This window comes from Chryseobacterium sp. D764, from assembly GCF_019317325.1.
Classification (GTDB): domain Bacteria; phylum Bacteroidota; class Bacteroidia; order Flavobacteriales; family Weeksellaceae; genus Chryseobacterium.
This window is the reverse complement of the sequence record NZ_CP079219.1, coordinates 271,689-295,585: the sequence shown is the minus strand read 5'-3', so window position 1 is coordinate 295,585 and position 23,897 is coordinate 271,689. Positions and strand designations below refer to the sequence as shown.

Below are 23,897 nucleotides of genomic sequence, written 5' to 3'. Positions count from 1 at the left end.
TTTAGTTAAAAAACCAGTTATCTAATAAAGAATATTATGAAATTCAATTTGTTTAGAATAGTAATGGCAGGAGTATTTTTGAGCTCAACATTTTCTCTGGCTCAGACTTCTGTAATTGAAGAAATTAAGAAAAACCCAAAAACTCCCTTTTCCTATGCAGAACTTTCCGTAAAAGAAGGCGGAAAATGGGAAGATAATCAGTACGTTGGAGGAACATTTAAAAATATTAACCAGCTTGTCCTTCCTGGTGGACATACAGACCATTCTTACTATATCAGGTATGAAGGTATTGGACTGGAAAATAACCAGATCGGCTACAGATTGTATTTAGATTGGAGAAATGCAACAGATATTTTTGGTAAAAAAGTAAACACTTTGGTTTTACCTGAAGTCGGGCAAGACGGTTTTGAATCCTATCATCATGATGCGCCGTGGGGACAGGATATTCTGAAGTCCGGCCGTACGATTGGTATCGGTTCTTACGGAAGATATGATGAACAAAATGATTTTGTTGAAACTTTTAAAATTGTAAAAAATACAGCCGTAAAAGTTGTTAATGAAAAAGATCAGTCTTACGCAGCCATTGATTATAAAGGCTGGAAAACCTGGGGCAATGCCATCGATTTACAGTCAAAACTGACGATTTTCAACAGAGATCGGTTTGTAAAAGTAGATTTAAACTTAAGCAATACCATTTCAGGATTATGCACCGGAATTGTTGCTTTTAAAAATATTCCGTTAAAACAGGGAATCAGTAAAAATAAAAAATGGGGCTACATTGCTACTTACGGCAATCAAACCGAAACGAAAAAAGAGGACAATCTAGGAATGGCTATCTTCTATCCTCTCGAAAGTTTTGATAAATATGTAAAAATAAAATCAACTCATACCGTAGTTTTCAAGAAAACAAAAAATGTTTCTTACTACTTTTTGGGAGCCTGGTCATTGGAGCCAAATGGTTTGATAACAGAGGAAGCATTTTATCAGGATTTGGATAAAAAACTGGAAATTTTAGATAAAAATAATCAACTTTAAGTTAGGATCATGAATTTCATTAATAATACAATAAAAGCATACGCTGTGGCCATTCTAGGTTCAGGAATGTTCCTGGCCTGTGCTCAGACCAAAAATATAACCGCAGCAAAACCTTCAACAGAAACTTCAAAATCAGGAAAAGTAGTTCCTGCCAATTTGAAATGGTCAGAAAGAATGCTGCTTTCCGAAATGCAGAGATTCCCACAAGCCTGGATGCTTGATTTCAGTAAAAGCCCCAAATGGACCTACCCCTCAGCGATTGTTTTGGACGGAGCAGAAAAAGTATATGCAAAAACAGGCAAAAAAGAATATTACGACTATATCAGCGATTTCGGTGAAGACCTTATTAAAGAAGACGGTACAATTCTTACCTACGACCTTTCCAAGTATAATATTGATATGCTTAACAGCGGAAATGTTCTTCTTTACCTTTATGAAAAAGAGAAAAAAGAGAAATACCTGAAGGCACTTCAAACTTTACGTTTACAAATCGACGGGCAGCCAAGAACCAATGAAGGATCTTTCTGGCATAAAAAAATCTATCCTTACCAGGTTTGGCTGGATGGACTTTATATGGGAATGCCTTTCTACACCCATTATACAAAAGATTTCACTAAAGGAGCAGATGCTCAGAAAGCGTATGATGATATTGTTTTCCAATTTGATTCTGTTCAGAAAAATCTTTTAGACAAAAAAACAGGACTTCTTTATCACGCCTGGGATGAAAGTAAAAAAGAAGCCTGGGCAAATAAAGAAACCGGGCTTTCTCAAAATTTCTGGGGAAGAGCAATGGGCTGGTACGGAATGGCCATGGTAGATGTGTTGGAGTATTTACCTAAAGACCATCCGGGAAGAGCAAAATTAATTTCTTATATACAATCTTATACAGATGCTGTCATTAAAGTTCAGGATAAAAAATCCGGCCTTTGGTACCAGGTCTTAGACAAGCCTTTGGAAAAAGGGAATTATGAAGAAGCAACAGCATCAGCAATGTTCGTTTATACGATCATTAAATCGGTTAACGAAGGTTATCTTCCAAAATCATACAAAGCTGCTGCAAAAAAAGGGTACGACGGAATTATCAAAAATTTAATCACAGTTGATGAAAACGGAGTGGTCAATTTAAATAAATGCTGTGCAGTTGCCGGATTAGGAGGGAAACCATACAGAGACGGCTCTTACGAATATTATGTAAACGAAGAAGTTCGTTCAAACGATGGAAAAGGAACAGGACCATTCATTTTGGCAAGTTTAGAGTTTGAAAAATAAACTAAGACCCGCACCCTAATTCCTATTACCTAGATAATGAATCTGATTTTATGAAGACAAAAATTTTAAATATAGCAGCAATCACATTATTTTCAGTTGCTTCAACATACCTCAACGCACAGGAAAAACACTATGTTTCCGAAGTCTGGACTGCCGATCAGGGAAAAAATTACAGAAATCCTGTCTTATACGCAGATTATTCTGATCCGGACGCTATTCGTGTGGGTGAAGATTATTATATGACCGCTTCGAGTTTCAATGAAGCTCCGGGGCTGCCCATTCTTCATTCAAAAGATATGGTGAACTGGAAACTGGTGAATTATGCACTTCCTGATGTTCTTCCAAACGACCATTTTTCCACACCAAAAAGAGGCGACGGAGTTTGGGCACCAAGCATCAGATTCCATAAAGGAGAGTTCTACATTTATTGGGGCGATCCCGATTTCGGAATTTATATGGTGAAAACTAAAGATCCGCTGGGAACTTGGGAGAAGCCTGTTTTGGTAATGGAAGGAAAAGGGTTAATCGACTCTTGTCCGTTTTGGGACGAGGATGGAAACGCTTATTTAGTCCATGGTTGGGCGGGAAGCCGAGCCGGAGTAAAAAGTATTCTGACGCTTAATAAAATGAATCCTGAAGGAACAAAAGTCCTGGATAAAGGTATTCATGTTTTCGATGGCCACGATGCACATCCAACCGTGGAAGGTCCGAAAATGTATAAAAGAAACGGATATTATTACATTTTTGCTCCCGCAGGCGGTGTTGCAACCGGTTGGCAATTGGTATTAAGATCAAAAAATATTTATGGTCCTTACGAAGAAAAAATAGTGCTGGAACAAGGATCCACAAAAATCAACGGACCTCATCAGGGAGCCTGGGTAGATACCCCTTCAGGGGAAGACTGGTTCTACCATTTCCAGGATGTGGATGCGGGCGGAAGAGTTGTTCATTTACAACCAATGAAATGGGAAAAAGACTGGCCATTTATTGGAACTGATAATAATAAAAACGGAATCGGAGAACCGGTTTTAACGTATAAAAAACCAAACGTGGGGCAATCCTACCCTGTCGCTACACCTCCTGAAACAGATGAATTTGATAGTGAAAAATTAGGAATTCAATGGCAATGGAGTGCCAACGAAAATATCGTCTGGTCATCCAAACTCCCGGGACAAAAATTTTTAAGATTATTTTCTATAAAAGTTCCTGAAGGTGAAAAAAATCTATGGAACGTTCCGAATCTGTTAACTCAAAAATTCCCGGCTCCGAATTTTGCAGCTTCTACCAAAGTTAAATTGACTCCCGAAGATGCTAAAGAAGGAAAAACTGCAGGTTTATTAGTGATGGGGTTAGATCATGAATCAATTGTAATCACCAACAAACCTGATGGGTTTTATCTTCAGTTAAGAAGAGCCGAAAAAGCAGATAAAGGAGGTGAAGAAAAAGTCTTGTTTGAAACAAAATTAAAAGGAAACGAAGCCTATTTAAAAGTAAATGTAAGTGAACCGAACGGCTTATGCCAGTTCAGTTACAGTGAAAACGGAAAAAAATTCACAAAAGCAGGTGACATCTTTCAGGCAAAACCCGGAAAATGGATTGGCGCTAAAGTCGGTTTATATAGCGTTAGCACAACCAAAGCACCTCGCGGAGGATATGCAGATTTTGACTGGTTTAGAATTACTAAAAATTAGAGTTGGTAAATCGCAAAGACCCAAAGAAAATTTAAAGGTATATGCATTAAGGCGCAAGGATTTTATCTTCGATAAAATTTAATACTGAATATTTTGTTAAAAATCTTTGATTTTCTTGCGCCTTAAAACATAATTAAGATTAAAAACTTTGCGTCTTTGCGATTGCCAACAAGATATATTAGTCATGAAAAGAAAATTTAAGATAGTTTCATTTTTATTCGTCGTTTTGCTGTTGTCTTCATGTCAATCACAAAACAACGCCCAAAAGACAACGGCAAAACACAATAAAAAAGTCACCCATATTTATCTTATCGGAGATTCCACAATGGCAGATTATACCGGAGATTACGAACCTGGAAAAGATTATATGAAAGTTCGTTATCCGATTACCGGTTGGGGACAGGTTTTTCAGCCCTATTTTACAAAAGACAGTCTGACATCTCTGAAACCCGCGATGACAACAGATTCTGTTGCTGTTATCGACAGAGCTCATGGCGGAAGAAGTACCAGAACATTTTTTCAGGAAGGAAGATGGAGATATGTATATGAACATTTGCAGCCGAACGATTATGTGATCATGCAGTTTGGTCATAATGACGGTTCTGAAAAGCATACAGAACGGTATGTAAATATTGAAGGATATAAAGAATTTTTAAGATTATTTGTAACACAGACAAAACAAAAAGGGGCAAATCCTATAATCTTAACACCCGTTGCCAGAAATTATCCATGGAAAGACGGCAAACTGGAAAATGTACACGGAGAATATGCACAGGCACCGATTGATATTGCTAAAGAAATGAATGTTCCTTACATAGATTTAAACAGATTATCCATGGAATATTTCACCAAAAAGGGACAGGATTTTACAACGAATCACTATTTCATGAATCTCCCTGAGAATGTGTATGAAGCCTATCCAAAGGGTCAAAAAGACAATACCCATTTTCAGCCGGAAGGTGCAAAAGCAGTAGCGTCCATTATTTACCAGGAATTTAAAAAAGTAATTAAAACTCAAAAAAAATAAAATGAAGAAGTCTCTTACAATTATCGGTTTAGTAGCAGTCATGATGTTTTCAGGGCAAACGTATGCTCAGACCCCGGATATTTATAAAAACATTGAGTTTAAAATGCCTCAGGTTGCAGAAACTTCATTTGCAGCCAACACCGTTTCCATCACACAGTATGGTGGCATTGCAGGCGGAAATGTAAAAAATACGGAAGCTTTCAAAAAAGCAATCGAAGACCTTAGCAAAAAAGGCGGCGGAAAATTGGTTGTTCCCCGCGGAATGTGGCTAACAGGTCCTATTGAACTAAAAAGCAACATCAATCTTCACGTGGAAGAAGGCGCTTTCATCATTTTCAGTAAAGATAAAGCAGATTACCCTTTGGTTGACGTAAGTTTTGAAGGGTTAAATACCATTCGTTGCCAATCTCCTATTTCTGCGAAAAATGCAACCAATATTGCCATCACAGGAAAAGGGGTAATCGACGGAAGCGGTGATGCGTGGAGAGCCATCAAAAAAAGTAAAGTTTCAGAATCTGAATGGAAAAACATTGTGAAATCAGGTGGATTATTATCTGCAGACGGAAAAACATGGTTCCCTTCAGAAAGTTATAAAAAAGGATTTGAAAGCAGCTCAAGCTTCAATGTTCCCGATAAAATTTCTAAAGATGAATTGATAACAGTTAAAGATTTTCTCCGTCCGGTAATGGTAAGTTTAGTCGGTTGTGATAAAGTGCTGTTAGACGGACCAACTTTCCAGAATTCTCCGGCATGGAATCTTCACCCGTTAATGTGTACCAACATTATTTTAAGAAATCTTACAGTAAGAAATCCATGGTTTTCACAAAATGGAGACGGTGTAGATCTCGAATCATGTAAAAATGTTTTGATTTACGATAATACTTTTGACGTGGGTGATGATGCCATCTGTATAAAATCAGGAAAAGACCAGGATGGCAGAAAAAGAGGAATGCCGACTGAAAATGTAATTATTAAAAACAATGTTGTATACCACGGTCACGGAGGTTTTGTTATCGGAAGTGAAATGTCCGGCGGAGCAAGAAATATCCACGTTTCCGACTGTACCTTCATCGGAACAGACATCGGTCTTCGTTTTAAAACAACCCGTGGAAGAGGTGGAATTGTTGAAAATATTTACATTAAAAATATTGACATGATCAATATTCCGACACAGACAATTGGTTTTAATATGTTCTACGAAGGAGCTTCTCCGGTATTGGAGGACGGACAAAAACAGGAAGGTAACAAGGCCCCTGAAAAAGTATATCCGGTAACAGAAGAAACACCGGTTTTCAGAAATATTTTCTTTAAAAACATCAATGCCGTTAATTCTGATGAAGCCATTACATTATTCGGGTTAGCAGAAATGAATCTTAAAAATATTGTCATTGAAGATTCGCAGTTTGATACGAGAAAAGCATTAACAATTGTAGACGCAGACGGCATTCAATTGAAAAATGTAAAACTGAAATATACAGAAGGAACGGGAGCAACCATTTACAACAGTAAAAACATCAATCTTTCAACGGTGAAGTTTGAATCTGCCAATAAACCTGTTGTGAAAGTCTTAGGAAGCAAAACGGGAGCTGTATTGGTTCCTAAAGAAGTGATATCCGATAAAAATTCACTTTCCATCGGAAAAGATGTAGCGAAAAACGCAGTTAAATAAAATGCATCAAGAATAAGATTAAACCATTAAGATTGATTAAGTTTTTAAGAATATTAAGTTGAGCTTTGCTTTGAATAATACTTTTAAAATCAGAATGATTTTCTTAATTAAACTTAACTCCTTCAATATTCATAATGGTTCAAAATTTAAAAATTTGACAACATGAATTTTAACAGAAAACATACTTATATTTCTATTTTTTTTGTAGGGACAATGGCATTTGGGCAGGTAAACAGACCGAATGCTACTCCTTACACCAATGAAGCGACATATGAAAAATTAAAGAAAAAATATCCTTTTATCACACCTATCGACCGGCCTGTTCCACAAAACATTGGAGTTGATAAAGATGTAAAATATACCAATATCAACGGATTTTCGTTAAAAGCTGACATCTACTATCCTCTCGATACATCAAAAAAACATCCGGGAATTGCAATGGTTCACGGGGGTGGCTGGGTCTCGGGAAGTAAGGAGAATGAAAAATTTATGGCAATGGAGCTGGCTTCAAAAGGTTATATAGTAATTGCTATCGGATACCGGTTGGCAGATGTTGCAAAATATCCTGCCGGGGTTGAAGATATTGAAACGGGCATTCAATGGTTGAAGAAAAATCATTCAATATATTCTTTAGACAAAAAGAAAATGGTGGTTTTGGGTGAATCTGCCGGAGCACAGATCGCCACTTTAGTCGGTGTCAGGAAAAAGATTAAAGTACAGGCTATCGTCAATGTAGACGGCGTTGTTTCATTTGTTCATGAAGAATCCGGAAAAGAAGGAACCTACGATGCTTATTGGCTGGGTTATCAACAAAAAGACAATCCGAAAATCTGGAAAGAAGCCTCACCCTTGGAGTATGTGGATAAAAATACACCTCCTACCCTTTTCATCAACAGTTCGCAGCCACGTTTTCATGCAGGAAGAGACGATATGATGAAAAAACTGAAGAGCTATAATATACCGACTGAGTTTCATGAAATCAAAGATACCCCGCATTCTTTCTGGTCGGCAGAACCCTGGTTTACAGAAACATTGAATTTAACGGTTGACTTTTTAAATAAAGTTTTGAAATAGCTTTTATGAGAAAATTATTTTTAATTCTGTTCATATCGACGGCAAATTTTCTCTTTGCAGGAAATGATCCTTACATAAAAATTATCGTAGCCAAAGACGGAAGCGGAGATTTCACATCCATTCAAAAAGCGATCAATTCTATCAGAGATTTAGGTCCGGCAGAAGCTTTAGTTTTTATTAAATCCGGAACGTATAATGAAAAAGTTGTTATTCCCTCTTCAAAACATAAAATCACATTAGAAGGCGAAAATAAAGACAACACAATCATCACTAACAATGATTTTTCAGGAAAATTGAATTCTTTTAATGAAAAGATGACAACCTTCAATTCTTACACTTTATCAGTGATGGGTGATGAAATTAAAATCAGTAACCTGACGATTCAAAATTCTTCGTGTAATGAAGGACAGGCAGTTTCTCTCCATGTGGAAGGTGACCGTTTTGTGATTAAAAACTCAAATATTCTGGGCTGTCAGGATACCATTTATTCCGCAACCAACCACAGCAGGCAATATTTCGAAAACTGCTATATCGAAGGAACAACAGATTTTATTTTCGGACAGGCAACGGTTGTTTTTAAAAATTGTACGATTAAAAGCTTAGCCGATTCTTACATCACCGCAGCTGCAACAGAAGCCGACAGAAAGTATGGCTTTGTCTTTTTCGACTGTAAATTAATCGCCAAAGAAGGCATTACAAAAGTTTATTTGGGAAGACCCTGGAGACCTTACGCCAAAACCGTTTTCATTAACACCGAAATGGGAAAACACATCCTTCCCGAAGGCTGGAATCCCTGGAAAGGCGACAAAATGTTTCCTGATAAAGAAAAGACCACTTATTATGCAGAATCTGGCAGCAAAGGGGAAGGAGGAAATATCTCCAAACGGGTAAGCTGGTCACATCAGCTGACGAAAAAAGATTTGAAAAATTATACTTTAGAAAAAATTTTTGATGGTTGGAAACCAACCATGAGTAATAAGTCTTGAACTTTTGGTTCTTTTGTTTGACTACGCCGATTTTAAGACAAAAGAAAACGAATTAAAAAATTATTTAAAATGAAAAAACTACTTTTAATAGTATACATTTGCTTAGCAACATTCGTATTTGCTCAACAAAAGCCAACCCTATTCCTCATCGGCGATTCTACTATGGCCAACAAAGAAAATCCGGATAAAAATCCAGAACACGGTTGGGGACAGGTTCTGCCACAGTTTTTAACAACAGGAATTGAAATTCAGAATCATGCGATGAACGGCAGAAGTTCAAAAAGCTTCCGGACTGAAGGCAGATGGGATAAAGTTGAAAAACAGTTAAAAAAAGGTGATTTTGTTATTATTCAGTTTGGCCATAACGACCAGAAATTAAAAGATTCCACGAAATTCACCAATCCTTATACGCAATACAGAGCCAATCTGGAAAGATATGTGAACGAAGCCAGAGCAAAAGGAGCCAACCCCATTCTGATGACTTCTATTGTAAGAAGAAATTTCAATGAAAACGGAGTTTTGATTGATACCCATAAAGAATACCCTTTAGTGGTAAGAATGGTGGCCAATGATCTGAAAGTTCCGTTTGTAGATATGCAGTTACTGACAGAACAACTGGAAGTTTCTTACGGTCCTGAAAATTCAAAAAAACTACATCTGCATTACAAAGAAGGAGAAGATCCTTACTATCCGAAAGGAAAAGACGATGATACTCATTTATCAACATTAGGCGCAGAATCAGTTGCAAAACTGGCGTTGAAGAATTTGAAGAGTTTAAAAATCGGCTTGGAGAAATATATTAAATAGTTCTTTAACGTAAGTAATTAAACAGCTTATTTATCATTCAGAGCTGAACGAAGTGTAGCGTGGAATCTAAATAATTCATTGATAATACGAAGTTTATATTCTACGGAATGACAAATTGGACTTAAAATTTTAATTAAATAATAATTCAAAAACATAAAAAATGAAATTCAAAAAAGAACCCTTCTTCGATGGTAATTCAGAATGGGAAGATTTAGGAGCCGGAGTTTCCAGACAATTTGTGGGTTACAATTCTCAGGTGATGATGGTGATTGTAAAGTTTGAAAAAGATGCAATCGGAGCTTTGCACCAGCATTTTCATTCGCAGATTACCTATGTTGCTTCAGGAAAGTTTGAAATAACAGTTAATGGTGAAACAAAAATTTTACAGCAAGGTGACGGATTTTTCGCGCAGCCCAATATTTTTCATGGAGTGAAATGTCTGGAAGCGGGACAGCTAATTGATGCTTTTACACCGTTTAGAGAGGATTTTCTTAAAGATTAATTTCTAAAATTCAAACCTTATAAGGTTAAACAAGCTTTACCCAAATGATCTAGTTATGAAAAAAATTGCATTCTTGCTATTAATTTTCTTCACGCTTCATTTATCCGCACAGGAAAAAATCATGGTCTGGCCAAAAGGTCAGATGCCAAATTCTAAAGGGTTGCCCTTAAAAACAGAAGAAAAAGACGGAAGAATCATACAGATAAAAGAAACCGAGCTTTTTGCTTTTTTACCTCCAAAAGAAGAAAGAAAACAGATGGCTGTGATCGTCATTCCCGGCGGTGGATATTACAAACTCACTTATGATTTGGGCGGTTATCAGATCGCAAAATGGTTCAATACCCAAGGAATTTCGGCCTTTGTTTTAAATTATCGGCTGCCGACTTCTCCAGACCTGAAACAAAAAGAAATTGCTCCGTTACAGGATATCCAGGCAGCCATAAAATATCTCAGAAAAAATGCTGAGCAGTACGGCATTTCGCCGGAACAGATCGGGGTCATCGGAACTTCTGCAGGTGGACATCTGGCAGCATCTGTGAGTAATATTTCTACAGATTATACCGAATTAAAAGAAGATTGGACTTCAATTCCTACGATTCCCAATTTTGCGATTCTGGTCTCTCCGGTTATTGATTTAGGGGAATTTGCTCATGTTGGAAGCAGAAATAGTTTACTTGGTGAAAATGCTTCTCCTGAAAAAATCAAAGAATATTCAATGCAAAACCGGGTAACGGAAAAAACTCCGCCCACCATTTTATTTCATGCCCAAAATGATAAAACCGTTCCTGTGATGAACAGTATTTTATACTATCAGGAAATGATAAAAAATAAAGTGAAGGGAGCAATGTTTATTTTTCCTGAAGGTGAACATAAAATCGGAATTACGAATAAATCTGAACTGACGGATAACTGGAAAAAATTATGTTCAGACTGGCTTAAAACCATTAACAATAAGTAATGGGTAATTAAAAATATCAGAAAACGAAACTATTTTAACAAATAAAAGATGCTAAAAATCAAGCAACATAAAATCTTTTTACTGGCTTTTGGAATGGTGATTTCAGTTTCAGTTCAGGCGCAACAAAACTTAAAACTGATTTATAACAAGCCTGCAGAAAACTGGAACGAAGCTTTACCGATTGGAAACGGAAAATTAGGGGCTATGGTTTTTGGTGGAGTTTCGCAGGAACATCTTCAACTTAATGAAGAAACAATCTGGGCAGGAGAACCGGGAAATAATGTTCCGAAAAATACATTCGACAGCATCCAAAAAATCAGAAAACTGTTAAATGAAGGCCAGTTTGAACAAGCTCAAAAACTATCAAATACAACGTATCCAAGAGCTGCCCCAAAAGATTTGAATTATGGAATGCCTTATCAGACGATGGGCGATCTGTTTCTGGATTTTAAAGGTCATGAACATTTTAAAAATTACACCCGGACGTTAGATATTGAAAAGGCAATCAGTACCGTTTCCTACGAAGTAAATGGAGTGTCTTTCAAGCGTGAAATTTTCTCATCTTTTGTGCACAACGTGATTATGATTAAATTATCTTCCAGTAAAAAAGGAAATCTTAATTTTTCTATTCATGCTTCTACTCCACACCTGAAGAAATCAATTTTTACAGAGAAAAATCAATTGGTGATTACCGGAACAAGCGGTTCTTCCGATAATAAAACTGGAAAAATTAATTTTGAAACAGTGGCTTTTCCTATTTTAAAAGGCGGAAAACTAACCTCAACAACCGATCAACTTGAAATTTCCGGAGCAGATGAAGTGGTCATTTATGTTTCGATTGCTACGAATTTTAAAAAGTATAATGATATTTCCGGAAATCCAGATGCGAGAGTTTCGGAATATTTACAATCAGCTTTACATAAAAAATATAATGTTGAATTAAAAGCTCACATTCAAAAATATCAGAAATATTTCAAACGTGTCAGTCTTGATTTAGGAACAACAGAACAGGCGAAAAAAACAACTGACCTTCGAATTAAAGAATTTGGAAGTTCAGAAGATCCGGATCTGGTGGCTTTATACTTCCAATTCGGACGCTATCTTTTAATATCTTCTTCACAACCGGGAACTCAGCCTGCCAATCTTCAGGGAATCTGGAACGATCAGCTGAATCCTTCCTGGGACAGCAAATACACTGTGAACATCAATACAGAAATGAACTACTGGCCAGCTGAAAATACAAACCTCAGCGAAATGCACGAACCTTTATTTGAGATGATTCAGGATTTATCGGTGACCGGACAGGAATCTGCCAAAGAAATGTATCACGCCAGAGGCTGGAATATGCATCACAATACAGATTTGTGGAGGATCACAGGAATTGTAGACGGCGGGTTTTACGGAATGTGGCCGATAGGCGGAGCATGGCTGACTCAGCACATCTGGAATCATTATCTGTACACCGGAGATCAGCAATTTTTGAAAAAACATTATGCTGCTCTGAAAGGTTGTGCCTTGTTTTATCTCGATGTCCTGCAGCAGGATCCTTCGAAAAAATTTCTGGTGGTTTCGCCTTCCATGTCGCCTGAAAACACCTACATGAAAAGTGTGGGAATTACGGCCGGAACAACGATGGATAATCAGTTGGTCTTTGATGTTTTTAATAATTTCATTCATGCTTCAAAAATTCTAAATGAAGATACAAACCTCTCGGATGAAGTAAAATCGGCTTTAAATAAACTTCCGCCCATGCAGATCGGGCAACACACCCAATTGCAGGAATGGCTTCAAGATATGGACAGAACCGATGATAAACACAGACATATTTCGCATCTGTACGGACTTTTTCCGTCGGGGCAAATCTCTCCTTTCAGAAATCCTGATTTAACAGAAGCTGCAAAAAATTCCATGACGTACCGCGGTGACAAATCCACAGGCTGGTCAATGGGCTGGAAAGTAAACTGGTGGGCAAGACTATTGGACGGAAACAAAGCTTTTAAATTAATTTTAGATCAGCTAACACCCGCTCCAATGGAAACAAAAGGTCAATCAGGAGGAACGTATCCTAATCTTCTGGATGCACATCCGCCATTTCAGATTGATGGAAATTTTGGATGTACTTCAGGAATTGCAGAACTATTACTGCAAAGCTATGATGGCTATATTTATATTCTGCCGGCCCTTCCTGATGCTTTACCCAATGGTTCTGTGAAAGGGTTAAGAGCAAGAGGTGGTTTTGAAATCGATATCGAATGGAAAAATTCTAAACTGATGAAACTGGTTGTGAAATCTTCTCTGGGAGGAAATGCCAGAATCAGAATTGCGAAAGATATTCAGCTAAAATCTAAAACAAGTTTTACTTCCGCAACAGAAGAAAATTCAAATCCATATTATCAGGTGAATGCTATTAAAACGCCATTAGTTTCAGACAGAGCTGAATTAAAAGGTTACCCTATTCCTGAAACGCAGGTTTTTGATTTTGATACTGAAAAAGGACAAACGTATATTTTTGAATCAAAATAATAGGTAATAAATAATAAGCAGAAAATCTCCCGCAGATTTCAGAATTCACAGTAAATAACCTATGTAATTCTGAAATCTGCGGGAATTTTATTTGTAAAAACCAATTTATTAAATAATTTCAATTAATAATAAAGTGCAACCGATTGAATAAATATATTTAATAACATTATAATTATATAAATATTAATATATTAAAATATAAAACATTTAAATATAAAATATATAATTTTACAACCTAATCCAATAACAACAAATTATTACTATGAAAACAACATTTAAAGCTGCCCTTCTTACGGTAGCTCTAAGCTTTGCCTTGACTGGCTGCGGGCAGGAAGACATCAAAACAGATTTAACGGAAAATCCAAACCAACTTACTCTTGCAAACAAACTCGTTGCCAATGCCGTAGTTCCTTTAGCAAACTGTGTAGCCCCGGGATGGGCTTCTCAAAATGGTGGAACAACCGGTGGTGGAACAGCTGCTGAAACTACTGTGACTACCTATGCTCAGTTAAAAGCTGCGATCGAAAACACAGCGGTAAAAGTCATTAAAGTGACAGGAACCATCACCATTACGACTCGTCTTTCACTTCAGGATCAAACGGGAAAAACACTTTACGGGGCAAGCGGTGCAAAATTGGTTTCTACAGACCAGACGGCAAGTGGTTCAGGAATTATCAATATTAAAAGATGCAACAATATCGTTATCAGAAATCTGATTTTCGAAGGTCCGGGAGCTTATGATACAGACGGCTGGGACAATGCTATTTTGGATGACTGCAGAAATGTATGGATCGACCATTGCGAATTCAGAGACGGTGTAGACGGGAATTTTGATATTAAAAACAAATCTGACTTCGTTACGGTTTCTTATACGAAATTCCATTACCTGAAAGCTCCGAAACCTGGTGGTTCAGGAGGAACAGATGACCACAGATTCTCCAATCTTATCGGATCGAGTGACGGTGCAACAGCCGATGCGGGAAAACTGAATGTAACATTTGTTCGCTGCTGGTGGGCTCCGGGATGCAGAGAGCGTATGCCGAGAGTGAGATTTGGTAAAATACATATTGTTAACAGCTATTTCAACAGTTCTGTAAGCAACAAATGTATTGCAGCAGGAGTCCAGGCGAATATCTGTGTCGATGGAAACGTATTTGAGAATGTAAAAGAGCCCATTAACCTGATGAGCGGTTACACAGCGGTTACCGTTACTTCCAACAATACATTTACCAACGTTACCGGAAACACAGCAGGAAGCGGTACGGCATTTACTCCGCCTTATACGATCCCAATGCTTTCTTTATCTTCTGTAAAGTCTGATGTAACGACCAATGCAGGCGCAACTTTAGGAGGCAATATTTGCAATACGTTATAAATAAAAATTAGAATTAGAAACGAAAATGACTGAGTGTAGCGCTCAGTCATTTTCTATTTATAGTATTTTTTATTTAGGAGCTTTTTCCCGCTTTCCGTTGCAATCTTTTTTTTCAAAAAAGGATTTTCACTGCAATCGGGGCTAGGGCTGTAATCGCCTTTTCAATATGAGTAGTAATTAGCCAAAAAGGTTGTTTTAAAAGAGATTGCTTCGTCGTTTTGCTCCTCGCAATGACACCAAAAACACCACAACTCCACTTCTCACTCTCACTCTCACTCTCACTCTCACTCTCACTCTCCAACCCTTAAAACTAAGGCATCACATTATTCTTCTGTGTCCATTTCGGAAACTCTTTATTGATCAGCTTATCAGCAAAATCACCGAACCAGCTGTAGCCGTTTCTTCTTTCCTCAGAAACCTCGTTGTAGTTATATTTTACGCTTCCATCGCGGTCACCAAAAAGAGGTTTATTATTATTAATATCATAAAATCTTGCCCAGATCACAGAATTTTTGTCCTCAGCCAAAGTCCGGACAGCTTTTCCGTTTACTTTTGAAACATTGTAGCTGTAGCCTTCAATTTTATTTTGCTTAAACCAGTTGACAGCAGATTTTATCGATTTTTCAACTTCGGGAGTGACAGGCTGCAGCATTAAAAACCTTACAATTCCTACGGATTCTCCGGTTGCCAGAGAAATAGGCTCAAACGCCCTTGCTTTATCGGGCTGAAGCGTAATTTCGTTGTACTGGTCGCCCCAGATTGTTGGAATTCCTTTTTGTAAAACCTGAGTTTTCAAGATGCATTCAATTCCTTTTTGTACAGCTATTTTTGATTTTTCCTTTAATTTAGAATCAACAACATTAAAATCATTTTTCCCTTCCGCCACATTATACAAAACCGTCAAAGCGTTAATCATCGCATTGTCATTATAGGTCACCTGCTTTCTGTACAATCCGGAATTCGGATAATATTGTGGAAAACCTCCGTTTTTATACTGCATTAAAAGAAGATAGCTGATTCCTTTCTCTGCAGATTTCAGATATTCAGGATTTTTTGTGATGGAATATGCTTTTATTAAGGCATTAATTTCCTTTGACGTTGCGTTGTTATCAATCGTTGCGTGATCGTCACCCGTGGCCTTTATCCTTTTCAAAAGATCTTTATCGAGCGGCAAATTATAATTCACCACAGATTTATCCTCAAGCTGTTTGCCCCAACCGCCAATTGGAAGTTGGTATACCAGCATTTTTTCGGCTAAAGTATCTTTAACCTGAGCAGAAAAAACAGCTGTTATTAAAGAAAAGGCAACTATTGAAAGTTTTAATTTCATGATTATTTAATTTGGATAATTAATGGATTTGCAATCATCTGAGATTGTTTTTGCAATAAAGTTTCCCAATCTTTTTGTGTCTGAATCTGTCTGCTTTTCTGCCATGCAAATCCGGCGTAATAAGTCAGTTTATTTTGAGGTTTTGTCACGACTAACAGGTTGCTCTGATCCGGAGTTTCAGATTTAAAAGCAACAGATTTTTCAACAATTTTAGGATCTACAACCACTCCTTCTCCTACAAAAGCATCGTCAATTTTTTCCCAGTGGAAATAATATCCGTTTTTGTCGTTTAGTTTTGCTACCCCTTCATTTTTATGCAAAGTAATTCCGATCGTGTAATTGGGAACCTGCTTTTCAACCTGAAAATTGGATTCAAACTTTGAAAAATTGGAGCCCAGATCAAGGGAAATCCGTTTTGTTTCTTTCACTCCGAATTCACTCCATGGATTGTAGGTTAATTCAAAAACTGTTCTTAAAGGACCTTCCGCAATGGTTTTGGAACTCACAAAATTTTGTGACACCTGAAGCTTTTCATTCACCCAAATTCCAATTCCACCTGTTCCCCGGCTGTCTCCAACCTGGTAAGGATCGTAGCCCTCACCTCTCGTGTCTTTGTGATAGTACATCGGATCGGTCAGATAGCCCTTATACCATTTATTGATAATGGGTTGATCGGTTCTTTTCAGCCAGATATCAACACCGCTGGAAAGTGTACTTCCTTTAACGCCCTGCAAAGCTTCCTGCTGACCTTTTGGACCATACACTCTGAAAGCAATTTTGTCATTTTCCCAAGTATAATCGTCTGCGCGCTCCAGAACCAGTCTTGAATATGTCGAAACTTTGGTTTCAGGAATCAGAGTTTTCTCATCAGCTACAATTGTATAAGAATTTGTTTTTTTAGCGTCAATATTTGCCTGAAAAAGGAGTTCATCATTTTTCCCATCTCCATCATAATCGATCCACTGAATAGGAAGATATTTATTGTTGCTGTCTTTTATTCTAAGATCAGACTCTTTGTTTTTATTTAAAAATGATTTTAATTGATCTACAGAAATTGAAACGACTTCATTTCTTGAAAAATTCAATGTATTTTTTACCTGGATAGAATTTTGTGCTTTCAGAAAAGAACTTATGCAAACGATTGCACAAATACATCCGGAAATTAAAAATTTTGATCTAAACATAATTATTCAATTGAGTTGTAAAAATCAAAAATAATGATAAGTTTCTTATGAACGTCAAAAAATAATCAAATTTTAAATCTAACAGGCTGATTTAGAAAAATATTTGAAATAATCTATTCTGCTTGACTCTTGCAGAAGTAAAAATTTACAATTAAAGAAAAATCCTTTCAAAATGATTTGAAAGGACTTCTTTTAAGTATGAATGAAATTAACGTTGGTAATACCTTTTATTTAATAATAATTTTAAAATTACTATTCAGATTTTCTCCTGAAACATTGAGTATATAATTTCCTGAGGCTTTTTTGTCTGCAATATTTAATGTAAAGATCCCTTTTCCATCAGTATTAATCTTTTCTTTGGCAACGATATTTCCTGTCAGATCAATAATTGTTGCCGTTAAACTGGATTTTCTATATTCGGGAAGCTTGATGAAAATCTGGTCTTTTGCAGGATTCGGATATACTGTTCCTACATTTTTGCTAATACTGAATTCATTATTACTCAACACGGCCTGATTGTACAAAGTATAAATTTCTGTTGGAGATAAAGCATAATTGTACAACTTAAGTTCGTCGAACGCACCTTTATAAGGAGCCGGAGTATTGGCAGTTGATAAAAACTCAAGCTCACCAATATTCCCGATGATCAGATCACTTGCTTCACCAATCCCTGTAACCGCAGTTTCGTCTCCTTCAGTCATTAAAGTGCCATTGGCATAAATTCTCATTTTATGCGCAGCAATATCTCTCTGAATCACAACATGCACCCAGTTATCAGTAAAATAATTGGCAATAGGTGATGTGATTTCTTTTTTCGTAACGTCATCATCAATAGCATATCGCAGCTGACCTCCTTTGATTTCTATATTAAAACGTTTACCGGTGGCTCCCGTTGCCGTATTTTTAGTGAAAGAACCTTTACACAATACATACAGACTTGTAGACGAAGACGATGGTATCATGCTTGTTAGAGCTTTCATCCAAAAAGAAACAGTAAACGAATGATTATCAAATAAAATATGATTCTGATGAGGAATACTGGCGATGTACATATTACCAGGTGAAGTTGCCAGATCAAGGGCATTGTTTTCTTTTCCCGGCACTCTTACATTGGCATTATCATAAGCTGTATTTAGTACTCCATGATTGGCAAAAGAAGTTATATCTGCAATTTGCGCACCAGCGGAAGGAGCCTCTGCAAACGGCCAGTTGCCGACAATACCTGGAGCCAATGCACGAAAATTCCACACATCTCCCACAGCAGTACCAAGAGTATTGGAAGCATCAATTCTCCAATGGTAATTTACTGCCGGATTTAAATTATTAAGCTGATATGATGGTGCAGCAGAATAAGGTACAGTGGCAATACTGCTTAAATTTAAAGGATCTGTTCCAAAATAAACGGTATAGGTTGTTGTGTTTGAACTGCCATTCCATTTTAAAAGCAGGTTTCCACCGTTCAACTCAACGTTATTATTGCCAGTTGCGGGAATCGGGTTATTTGCTTTTGTGGGAGCTGATGGGATTGGCGGTGTGGTTACTGATGTATTTGATGTATAAACTGAAGATTGTGATGTATTTGTTGCTTTAACTCTATAATAATATTGAGTATCAGGCGTTAAACTGGCTTCATTATAACTTGTTGCATTCGCCCCCAATGTTGCAATGACGGTAAAATTAGTACCATCAGTAGAACGTTCTACAATATAATTAGTTTCATTTGCAGCATTATCGTTCCAATTAACGGTTAAAAAACTTGAAGGTGAAGCTCCTGTAGTTGTGATTGCATTGGTGAAATTCACATTTGTTGGCGGAATAATGAAATCCGGAGGAGTTGTATTGGGCAGACTGTTAATATAAACCTCAATATTCAAATACGGAGCATGTGTTGTGCTTACTGCCAAAGCATCGAAGACAGTTGGATTCAGTCCATTGACTGTTTCCCATGCATCAGGCATTCCGTCATTGTCAGTATCCAAAGGAGCCGGCGCACCATAAACATGCCCCGCACCGCCATTGGTAAACCCAAATTGGGTCGTTAAATCAGTTTGTACATAAACATAAGTAGCTGTTGTCCCTTTCGACATTAAATCTGAAATCATTAAGCCATCTACCTGATCGCGTCTTGGATAGGATGCTCCTACACTTGTGACAATTTTATTGTATGCCTCCTGAGCGGTTAATGTAGGGGTTTTCATCGGATAATCATATGGACTGGTCATTATTGCTGCCGGATCTCCTACAGGGTAACCCACTAAGCTTTGAGGAACTGCGGCTCCATCTAATGCTCCATTTTTATTATTGTCAAAATAATTCCCGGAACCATATAAATTGAAATTGGCATTTCCTACACTGAAAGGTGTGGTAACTGTACTGCTGGTGTTTGGACCTCCGATAAAATAATTGTTGATGATATTGGCAAAAGAGCTTCCCGCTGAATCTCCTCCCATGATGTATGCCTCCCCGGATTGGGTGTGACCGTAAGTGTTTCCATAATTACCCCAGTTGTAAACTACATTATTGACAAACTCATTGATTCCTTTTATTTTATTATTACGGGTTTTATTACAGATATATAAATTTCCGATTAAACTGATCTTTCCCCCTGGCGGAGGCTGCATTAATCCTCCCGCAGAATGATTATGACGGTGCATTCCCTGCCCTATAATAGAATTCTGAATCGTTATATTATCGGGACTTGTGCCGTTGTTATCCCAGTTAACTGAGAATACTTCGTCTGTACCCCAGGTAAAAGTCATATGATCTAAGATGATGTTTGCCCCGTTGGCTATTCCTGATGCATCCTGATTTTGAGATGTCCCACCATAACGGATGCGAAGATATCTGGCAATTGTGTTATTGGCTCCTGTAAATGATACTCTGGGCCCCAAAAATACAATTCCTTCTCCGGGAGCAGTTTGCCCGGCAATTGTGGTATTAGCCGCCACAGCAACAACCGATTGTAAGTTAACAATACCTCCCACTTTAAATATAACAAACCGGCCCGGCTGACTCACCGCATCACGGAATGAACCCGGGCCGCTGTCATTTAAATTGGTAACCAGATAAATCTGAGGATTTGCCGCACCTCTTGCTCCCGTAGTATATCTTCCAAAACCGGTTGCTTCCGGAAATGCCAATGTCTGAGCACTAAAATCAATAGTGGATAATGCTAATCCACAAAACAATAAAGATTTAAGAGTGGGTTTAAACAGTAAAGATTTATTTTTCATAAATATTAATTTTGTGTTAACTAATCTATCCACAAAACCAATACTGAGCATCCTGCTCCGTCCTGCTGACCTATATATCAAGCAATTACAAAAAAATAATATGTAAAGTAATAAGTCCAATACAAAAATGACTTAAATGTATGGGTAAAGTTGAAAAGTTCTTACCTATGAATATGGACTGTTAAATGTTCTGAGTGTCATCATAACTGATCCGCCACCTAAAAGCGGAGGTCAATGGATATTTAGAGTTGAAAATCTTTTCAAGACATAAAATTATCACTAAGCAACAGTGTAAATATCCCATCCGTTACTCAATTGCCCCTCTAATAATAATAATAATAATAATAATAATAATAATAATAACTCTAAGCTTTATTGTCATTTTTTTTATTAAATACATTTAAAATTCGATCAATATCTGCGAGAAATTGGTTCGAAGATAATACTGTAAAGTTCACAAGACAGGATTGTTTAATTCTACAATTCTTTCTAAATCTTCCACCAAATGTTTCGATATTTCTTCAGTTATGGGTACAAGGCAAGAACAACCAAGATTTAATATAAAATGTAGATTTTATACTTCTTAAAGTACTTGTGTCATGAATAAACTACAAGAAATTTCTTAACAAGAATGAGCATTGCAATTCTTCATCGAGCTAAATAAGATAAAACATCGATACGGGTGTGGGAGATACGGTTAACTTGTCTACAATAACGGGACATTTTTATATATGATCTAATCTTTAACTGTACTCGTACATTGCAGTTTGCTTCTTAGAATAAACATGTCCTCACTCACTTTCTTATCTAATATTTTTGCATAATGCTGAGTCGTTTTGATATTCGTATGACCAAGCATTTTACTTACACTTTCAATAGGAACACCATTGGACAAAGTAACAGTAGTGGCAAACGTATGTCTTGCGATATAGAACGTCAAATCTTTATTGATTCCACAGACACTCACAATTTCTTTGAGATACGAATTCATTTTCTGATTGCTCAAAACAGGGAACAGGACATCTGAATTTACACATTCTGGATGGTCTTCATATTTTAAAATCAGTTCCTGTGCCAGAGGTAATAATGGAATTCTGATTGAGGTATCCGTTTTCTGACGATGTGTGAATATCCATTGGTAGCCATCTATTCCGATATTCACGTGAGATTTCGAAAGTTTCTTTACATCAACATACGCCAAACCTGTATAGCAGCTGAAAAGGAAAATATCACGTACCTGGCTCAATCTGTCTGATGCAAATTCCTTTTCATAAATCGCTTGAATTTTTTCCTTGCTAAGATATGGCCGTTCTACTACCTTGAGTTTTGCTTTGTAGCCTAAAAGGGATCTTTTTTGAGCCAGCCATTCGCCATACATAACCTAATAATCTTTTTAAATTCTTTATATACTTTACTGCTGTATTGTTAGCACATTTACGTACACTACGAAGCCAAAAATCATAATCCATGATAAAAGCATGGTCGATTTTAGTAATATCAATATCAGAAGTTTTGTATTTCCAGTTGAGAAATTCCTGCGTATGTTTTAAAGAGGTTTTGTACCGCTCCAATGTTCCGGACCCAAAATCCTGACCAACTAAAGCCTCAACTTTATCATTATGATCCTGAAAAATAGGAATGAGCATTCTTGTAGAGACATCAGTTCCAAGCAGTTTAGATTTTAAACTTTCTGATGTTACAAAATCTTCTTCTTTCAGCATCAGGTAATGATAATCGTAAACTTGTTGTTCCACAGTTTTAAGATAGAGGTTCAGTATTTTAGCTTCTTGAGTATTACCTAGTGCCTTGTGTGATTTAGTGTCCCATTTCTGTGGATCGATATACCTTTTAGCAGCAATGTCCACAGCTTTGCCATCTATCGTGATTCGTAAAATAGATGGGAGCGGTTCCGTTTGTTCTGATTTTATTCTTTTTTATAAAGAATAATAGGTTGAATGTTTTGTTCATTGTATGGTAACTTTAATTGTTAATAATTTACTTTTTGTTACCACTTTCTGCAAGATGTACAATCGTTAGACTACCTGTTAGTCGGCTTTCCCTGAATTTTTCGTGACCCATTTTACAATTTTCAGGATGGGTCACGGAATAGGTCATATAAATCATGACCTATTTTGATTTTTTTTGATACTAGCGCAAAAACAAAAAACGCTGTAAACATTGATATTTACAGCGTTTTAGCTTATTTTGGTTTCCCAACTGGCGGAGAGTGAGGGATTCGAACCCCCGGACCTGTTACAGTCAACAGTTTTCAAGACTGCCGCAATCGACCACTCTGCCAACTCTCCTTTAACTCCGGTTGTACCGTTGTTTTCAGTGGTGCAAATATAGAAACTTTTTTATTACTGACAAAATCTTTTTTCAATAAAATTCGTATTTCTACAACTTTGGAGAAAAATCTATTTTCTCAGGCTTGAAAAATGAGAATATGAAGAACTCATCATCAGCTATTTACCCCTTAAACAGGGAGTGTCCAGTCTTCTATATTATTTTTAACAACTATTTTTATCCGTAGTAATATTCGGTGGTGACATCTCCGCTAAAAGCCGGATGCAGGTCCTGTTTCTGCATATTCAGTTCGAATAATCTTTCGCCATTTTTATTTCCTCCCCGTATTTTTAACGAATACCATCCGTTTTCTAAAGATAAAGTAATACTGTTTTCCTCATTAATAGAAGTAACGTCTTTTAAATAACCGATACCAACAACTTTTATTTCATTATTAGCGGTCTGAAATATCCAGCCTCGTGACTCCACCTCTACCTCATCATCATTCAAAATCCTTTCGTCATTTACTGAAACCCGAAATGCATAATGGTCTTCTTCTACCCCTATGATGGGGATTGCGATTCCTGATTTGGTTATTTCATCTCCATGTTCGTTTTCTACGAAGTATTTTAAAATATTAGTACCCGAAAGATGATTATCCTGTAGATATTTTGCTAAAAGTTGCGGACTGAATACCACGAAACCTTTAAGTTCTGAGAATATTTTCTTCATATATATATTTGGATTGGATTTGGATTAAGTTTTATCTGTTGATCATAGTGTAAACATGTTCAGATTTTTTTATTATTTTGATCAGTTCAGTTCAGCCCGTGAAAATAAATCCTTGATTAAGGTTTCATCTTCGCATGCATTTTTAAAGTTTAAAATAAATTCTTTCAACTTTTCTATATCGGAAGGGTAAGACTCAATATTTTTTTTGAGTAAATA

18 protein-coding genes and 1 tRNA gene are annotated in these 23,897 nt (G+C 36.9%); 12 read left to right on the top strand and 7 right to left on the bottom strand.

Annotated elements, in window-relative coordinates; translation table 11 throughout:
* Positions 1 to 36: 36 nt before the first annotated feature.
* From KYG33_RS01300 to KYG33_RS01245, 12 genes are all read left to right on the top strand, one after another.
* Complete coding sequence (locus KYG33_RS01300) at positions 37 to 1,035, top strand: DUF4861 family protein (protein ID WP_219072526.1); 999 nt, start codon at positions 37 to 39, stop codon at positions 1,033 to 1,035.
* Between the two features lie 9 nt (positions 1,036 to 1,044).
* On the top strand, positions 1,045 to 2,304 hold the full coding sequence (locus tag KYG33_RS01295) for a glycoside hydrolase family 105 protein (protein ID WP_219072525.1): 1,260 nt from the start codon (positions 1,045 to 1,047) through the stop codon (positions 2,302 to 2,304).
* 50 nt (positions 2,305 to 2,354) lie between these two features.
* Positions 2,355 to 3,995, top strand: a complete 1,641-nt coding sequence (locus tag KYG33_RS01290; protein WP_180564057.1) for a glycoside hydrolase 43 family protein — start codon at positions 2,355 to 2,357, stop codon at positions 3,993 to 3,995.
* A 184-nt stretch (positions 3,996 to 4,179) separates the two neighbouring features.
* A complete protein-coding gene (locus KYG33_RS01285) occupies positions 4,180 to 5,022 on the top strand; it encodes a rhamnogalacturonan acetylesterase (RefSeq protein ID WP_180564058.1) in 843 nt (280 codons plus the stop codon).
* Between the two features lies 1 nt (position 5,023).
* On the top strand, positions 5,024 to 6,691 hold the full coding sequence (locus KYG33_RS01280; protein WP_219072524.1) for a glycoside hydrolase family 28 protein: 1,668 nt from the start codon (positions 5,024 to 5,026) through the stop codon (positions 6,689 to 6,691).
* A 162-nt stretch (positions 6,692 to 6,853) separates the two neighbouring features.
* Positions 6,854 to 7,765, top strand: coding sequence for an alpha/beta hydrolase (locus KYG33_RS01275; RefSeq protein WP_219072523.1), 912 nt, complete (start codon positions 6,854 to 6,856; stop codon positions 7,763 to 7,765).
* A gap of 5 nt (positions 7,766 to 7,770) precedes the next feature.
* Complete coding sequence (locus KYG33_RS01270) at positions 7,771 to 8,751, top strand: pectinesterase family protein (RefSeq protein ID WP_077416244.1); 981 nt, start codon at positions 7,771 to 7,773, stop codon at positions 8,749 to 8,751.
* Between the two features lie 69 nt (positions 8,752 to 8,820).
* Complete coding sequence (locus KYG33_RS01265; protein ID WP_077416242.1) at positions 8,821 to 9,558, top strand: rhamnogalacturonan acetylesterase; 738 nt, start codon at positions 8,821 to 8,823, stop codon at positions 9,556 to 9,558.
* A gap of 160 nt (positions 9,559 to 9,718) precedes the next feature.
* Positions 9,719 to 10,060 carry a cupin domain-containing protein gene (locus KYG33_RS01260; RefSeq protein ID WP_077416240.1) on the top strand — a complete coding sequence of 114 codons (342 nt, stop codon included), beginning with the start codon at positions 9,719 to 9,721 and terminating at the stop codon, positions 10,058 to 10,060.
* Positions 10,061 to 10,115: 55 nt separating this feature from the next.
* Positions 10,116 to 11,018: an alpha/beta hydrolase gene (locus tag KYG33_RS01255; protein ID WP_077416238.1), complete on the top strand. Its 903-nt coding sequence runs from the start codon at positions 10,116 to 10,118 to the stop codon at positions 11,016 to 11,018.
* Between the two features lie 48 nt (positions 11,019 to 11,066).
* A complete protein-coding gene (locus tag KYG33_RS01250) occupies positions 11,067 to 13,541 on the top strand; it encodes a glycosyl hydrolase family 95 catalytic domain-containing protein (protein WP_219072522.1) in 2,475 nt (824 codons plus the stop codon).
* A gap of 262 nt (positions 13,542 to 13,803) precedes the next feature.
* Positions 13,804 to 14,916, top strand: a complete 1,113-nt coding sequence (locus tag KYG33_RS01245; protein WP_219072521.1) for a polysaccharide lyase family 1 protein — start codon at positions 13,804 to 13,806, stop codon at positions 14,914 to 14,916.
* Between the two features lie 310 nt (positions 14,917 to 15,226).
* Here the strand turns inward: KYG33_RS01245 and pelA are convergent, their stop codons facing one another.
* The 7 genes from pelA to KYG33_RS01215 form a co-directional block, all read right to left on the bottom strand.
* Positions 15,227 to 16,246: a pectate lyase gene (gene pelA, locus KYG33_RS01240; RefSeq protein WP_077418730.1), complete on the bottom strand. Its 1,020-nt coding sequence runs from the start codon at positions 16,244 to 16,246 to the stop codon at positions 15,227 to 15,229.
* Positions 16,247 to 16,248: 2 nt separating this feature from the next.
* Complete coding sequence (locus KYG33_RS01235; RefSeq protein WP_219072520.1) at positions 16,249 to 17,430, bottom strand: DUF4861 domain-containing protein; 1,182 nt, start codon at positions 17,428 to 17,430, stop codon at positions 16,249 to 16,251.
* Positions 17,431 to 17,657: 227 nt separating this feature from the next.
* On the bottom strand, positions 17,658 to 20,663 hold the full coding sequence (locus KYG33_RS01230) for a LamG-like jellyroll fold domain-containing protein (protein ID WP_219072519.1): 3,006 nt from the start codon (positions 20,661 to 20,663) through the stop codon (positions 17,658 to 17,660).
* Between the two features lie 736 nt (positions 20,664 to 21,399).
* Complete coding sequence (locus tag KYG33_RS22565) at positions 21,400 to 22,041, bottom strand: site-specific integrase (protein WP_317619666.1); 642 nt, start codon at positions 22,039 to 22,041, stop codon at positions 21,400 to 21,402.
* On the bottom strand, positions 21,959 to 22,528 hold the full coding sequence (locus KYG33_RS22560) for a phage integrase SAM-like domain-containing protein (protein ID WP_317619665.1): 570 nt from the start codon (positions 22,526 to 22,528) through the stop codon (positions 21,959 to 21,961). Before KYG33_RS22560 ends, KYG33_RS22565 begins: the two co-directional genes overlap by 83 nt.
* 353 nt (positions 22,529 to 22,881) lie before the next feature.
* Positions 22,882 to 22,969, bottom strand: a tRNA-Ser gene (locus KYG33_RS01220).
* 217 nt (positions 22,970 to 23,186) lie between these two features.
* On the bottom strand, positions 23,187 to 23,681 hold the full coding sequence (locus KYG33_RS01215) for a hypothetical protein (RefSeq protein ID WP_077414609.1): 495 nt from the start codon (positions 23,679 to 23,681) through the stop codon (positions 23,187 to 23,189).
* Between the last annotated feature and the right edge of the window lie 216 nt (positions 23,682 to 23,897).

Bases quoted from the DNA above. Each gene is read 5' to 3' on its own strand.
- KYG33_RS01300 (WP_219072526.1), top strand. From the start codon at position 37: ATGAAATTCAATTTGTTTAGAATAGTAATGGCAGGAGTATTTTTGAGC.
- KYG33_RS01295 (WP_219072525.1), top strand. From the start codon at position 1,045: ATGAATTTCATTAATAATACAATAAAAGCATACGCTGTGGCCATTCTA.
- KYG33_RS01290 (WP_180564057.1), top strand. From the start codon at position 2,355: ATGAAGACAAAAATTTTAAATATAGCAGCAATCACATTATTTTCAGTT.
- KYG33_RS01285 (WP_180564058.1), top strand. From the start codon at position 4,180: ATGAAAAGAAAATTTAAGATAGTTTCATTTTTATTCGTCGTTTTGCTG.
- KYG33_RS01280 (WP_219072524.1), top strand. From the start codon at position 5,024: ATGAAGAAGTCTCTTACAATTATCGGTTTAGTAGCAGTCATGATGTTT.
- KYG33_RS01275 (WP_219072523.1), top strand. From the start codon at position 6,854: ATGAATTTTAACAGAAAACATACTTATATTTCTATTTTTTTTGTAGGG.
- KYG33_RS01270 (WP_077416244.1), top strand. From the start codon at position 7,771: ATGAGAAAATTATTTTTAATTCTGTTCATATCGACGGCAAATTTTCTC.
- KYG33_RS01265 (WP_077416242.1), top strand. From the start codon at position 8,821: ATGAAAAAACTACTTTTAATAGTATACATTTGCTTAGCAACATTCGTA.
- KYG33_RS01260 (WP_077416240.1), top strand. From the start codon at position 9,719: ATGAAATTCAAAAAAGAACCCTTCTTCGATGGTAATTCAGAATGGGAA.
- KYG33_RS01255 (WP_077416238.1), top strand. From the start codon at position 10,116: ATGAAAAAAATTGCATTCTTGCTATTAATTTTCTTCACGCTTCATTTA.
- KYG33_RS01250 (WP_219072522.1), top strand. From the start codon at position 11,067: ATGCTAAAAATCAAGCAACATAAAATCTTTTTACTGGCTTTTGGAATG.
- KYG33_RS01245 (WP_219072521.1), top strand. From the start codon at position 13,804: ATGAAAACAACATTTAAAGCTGCCCTTCTTACGGTAGCTCTAAGCTTT.
- pelA (WP_077418730.1), bottom strand. From the start codon at position 16,246: ATGAAATTAAAACTTTCAATAGTTGCCTTTTCTTTAATAACAGCTGTT.
- KYG33_RS01235 (WP_219072520.1), bottom strand. From the start codon at position 17,430: ATGTTTAGATCAAAATTTTTAATTTCCGGATGTATTTGTGCAATCGTT.
- KYG33_RS01230 (WP_219072519.1), bottom strand. From the start codon at position 20,663: ATGAAAAATAAATCTTTACTGTTTAAACCCACTCTTAAATCTTTATTG.
- KYG33_RS22565 (WP_317619666.1), bottom strand. From the start codon at position 22,041: ATGTATGGCGAATGGCTGGCTCAAAAAAGATCCCTTTTAGGCTACAAA.
- KYG33_RS01215 (WP_077414609.1), bottom strand. From the start codon at position 23,681: ATGAAGAAAATATTCTCAGAACTTAAAGGTTTCGTGGTATTCAGTCCG.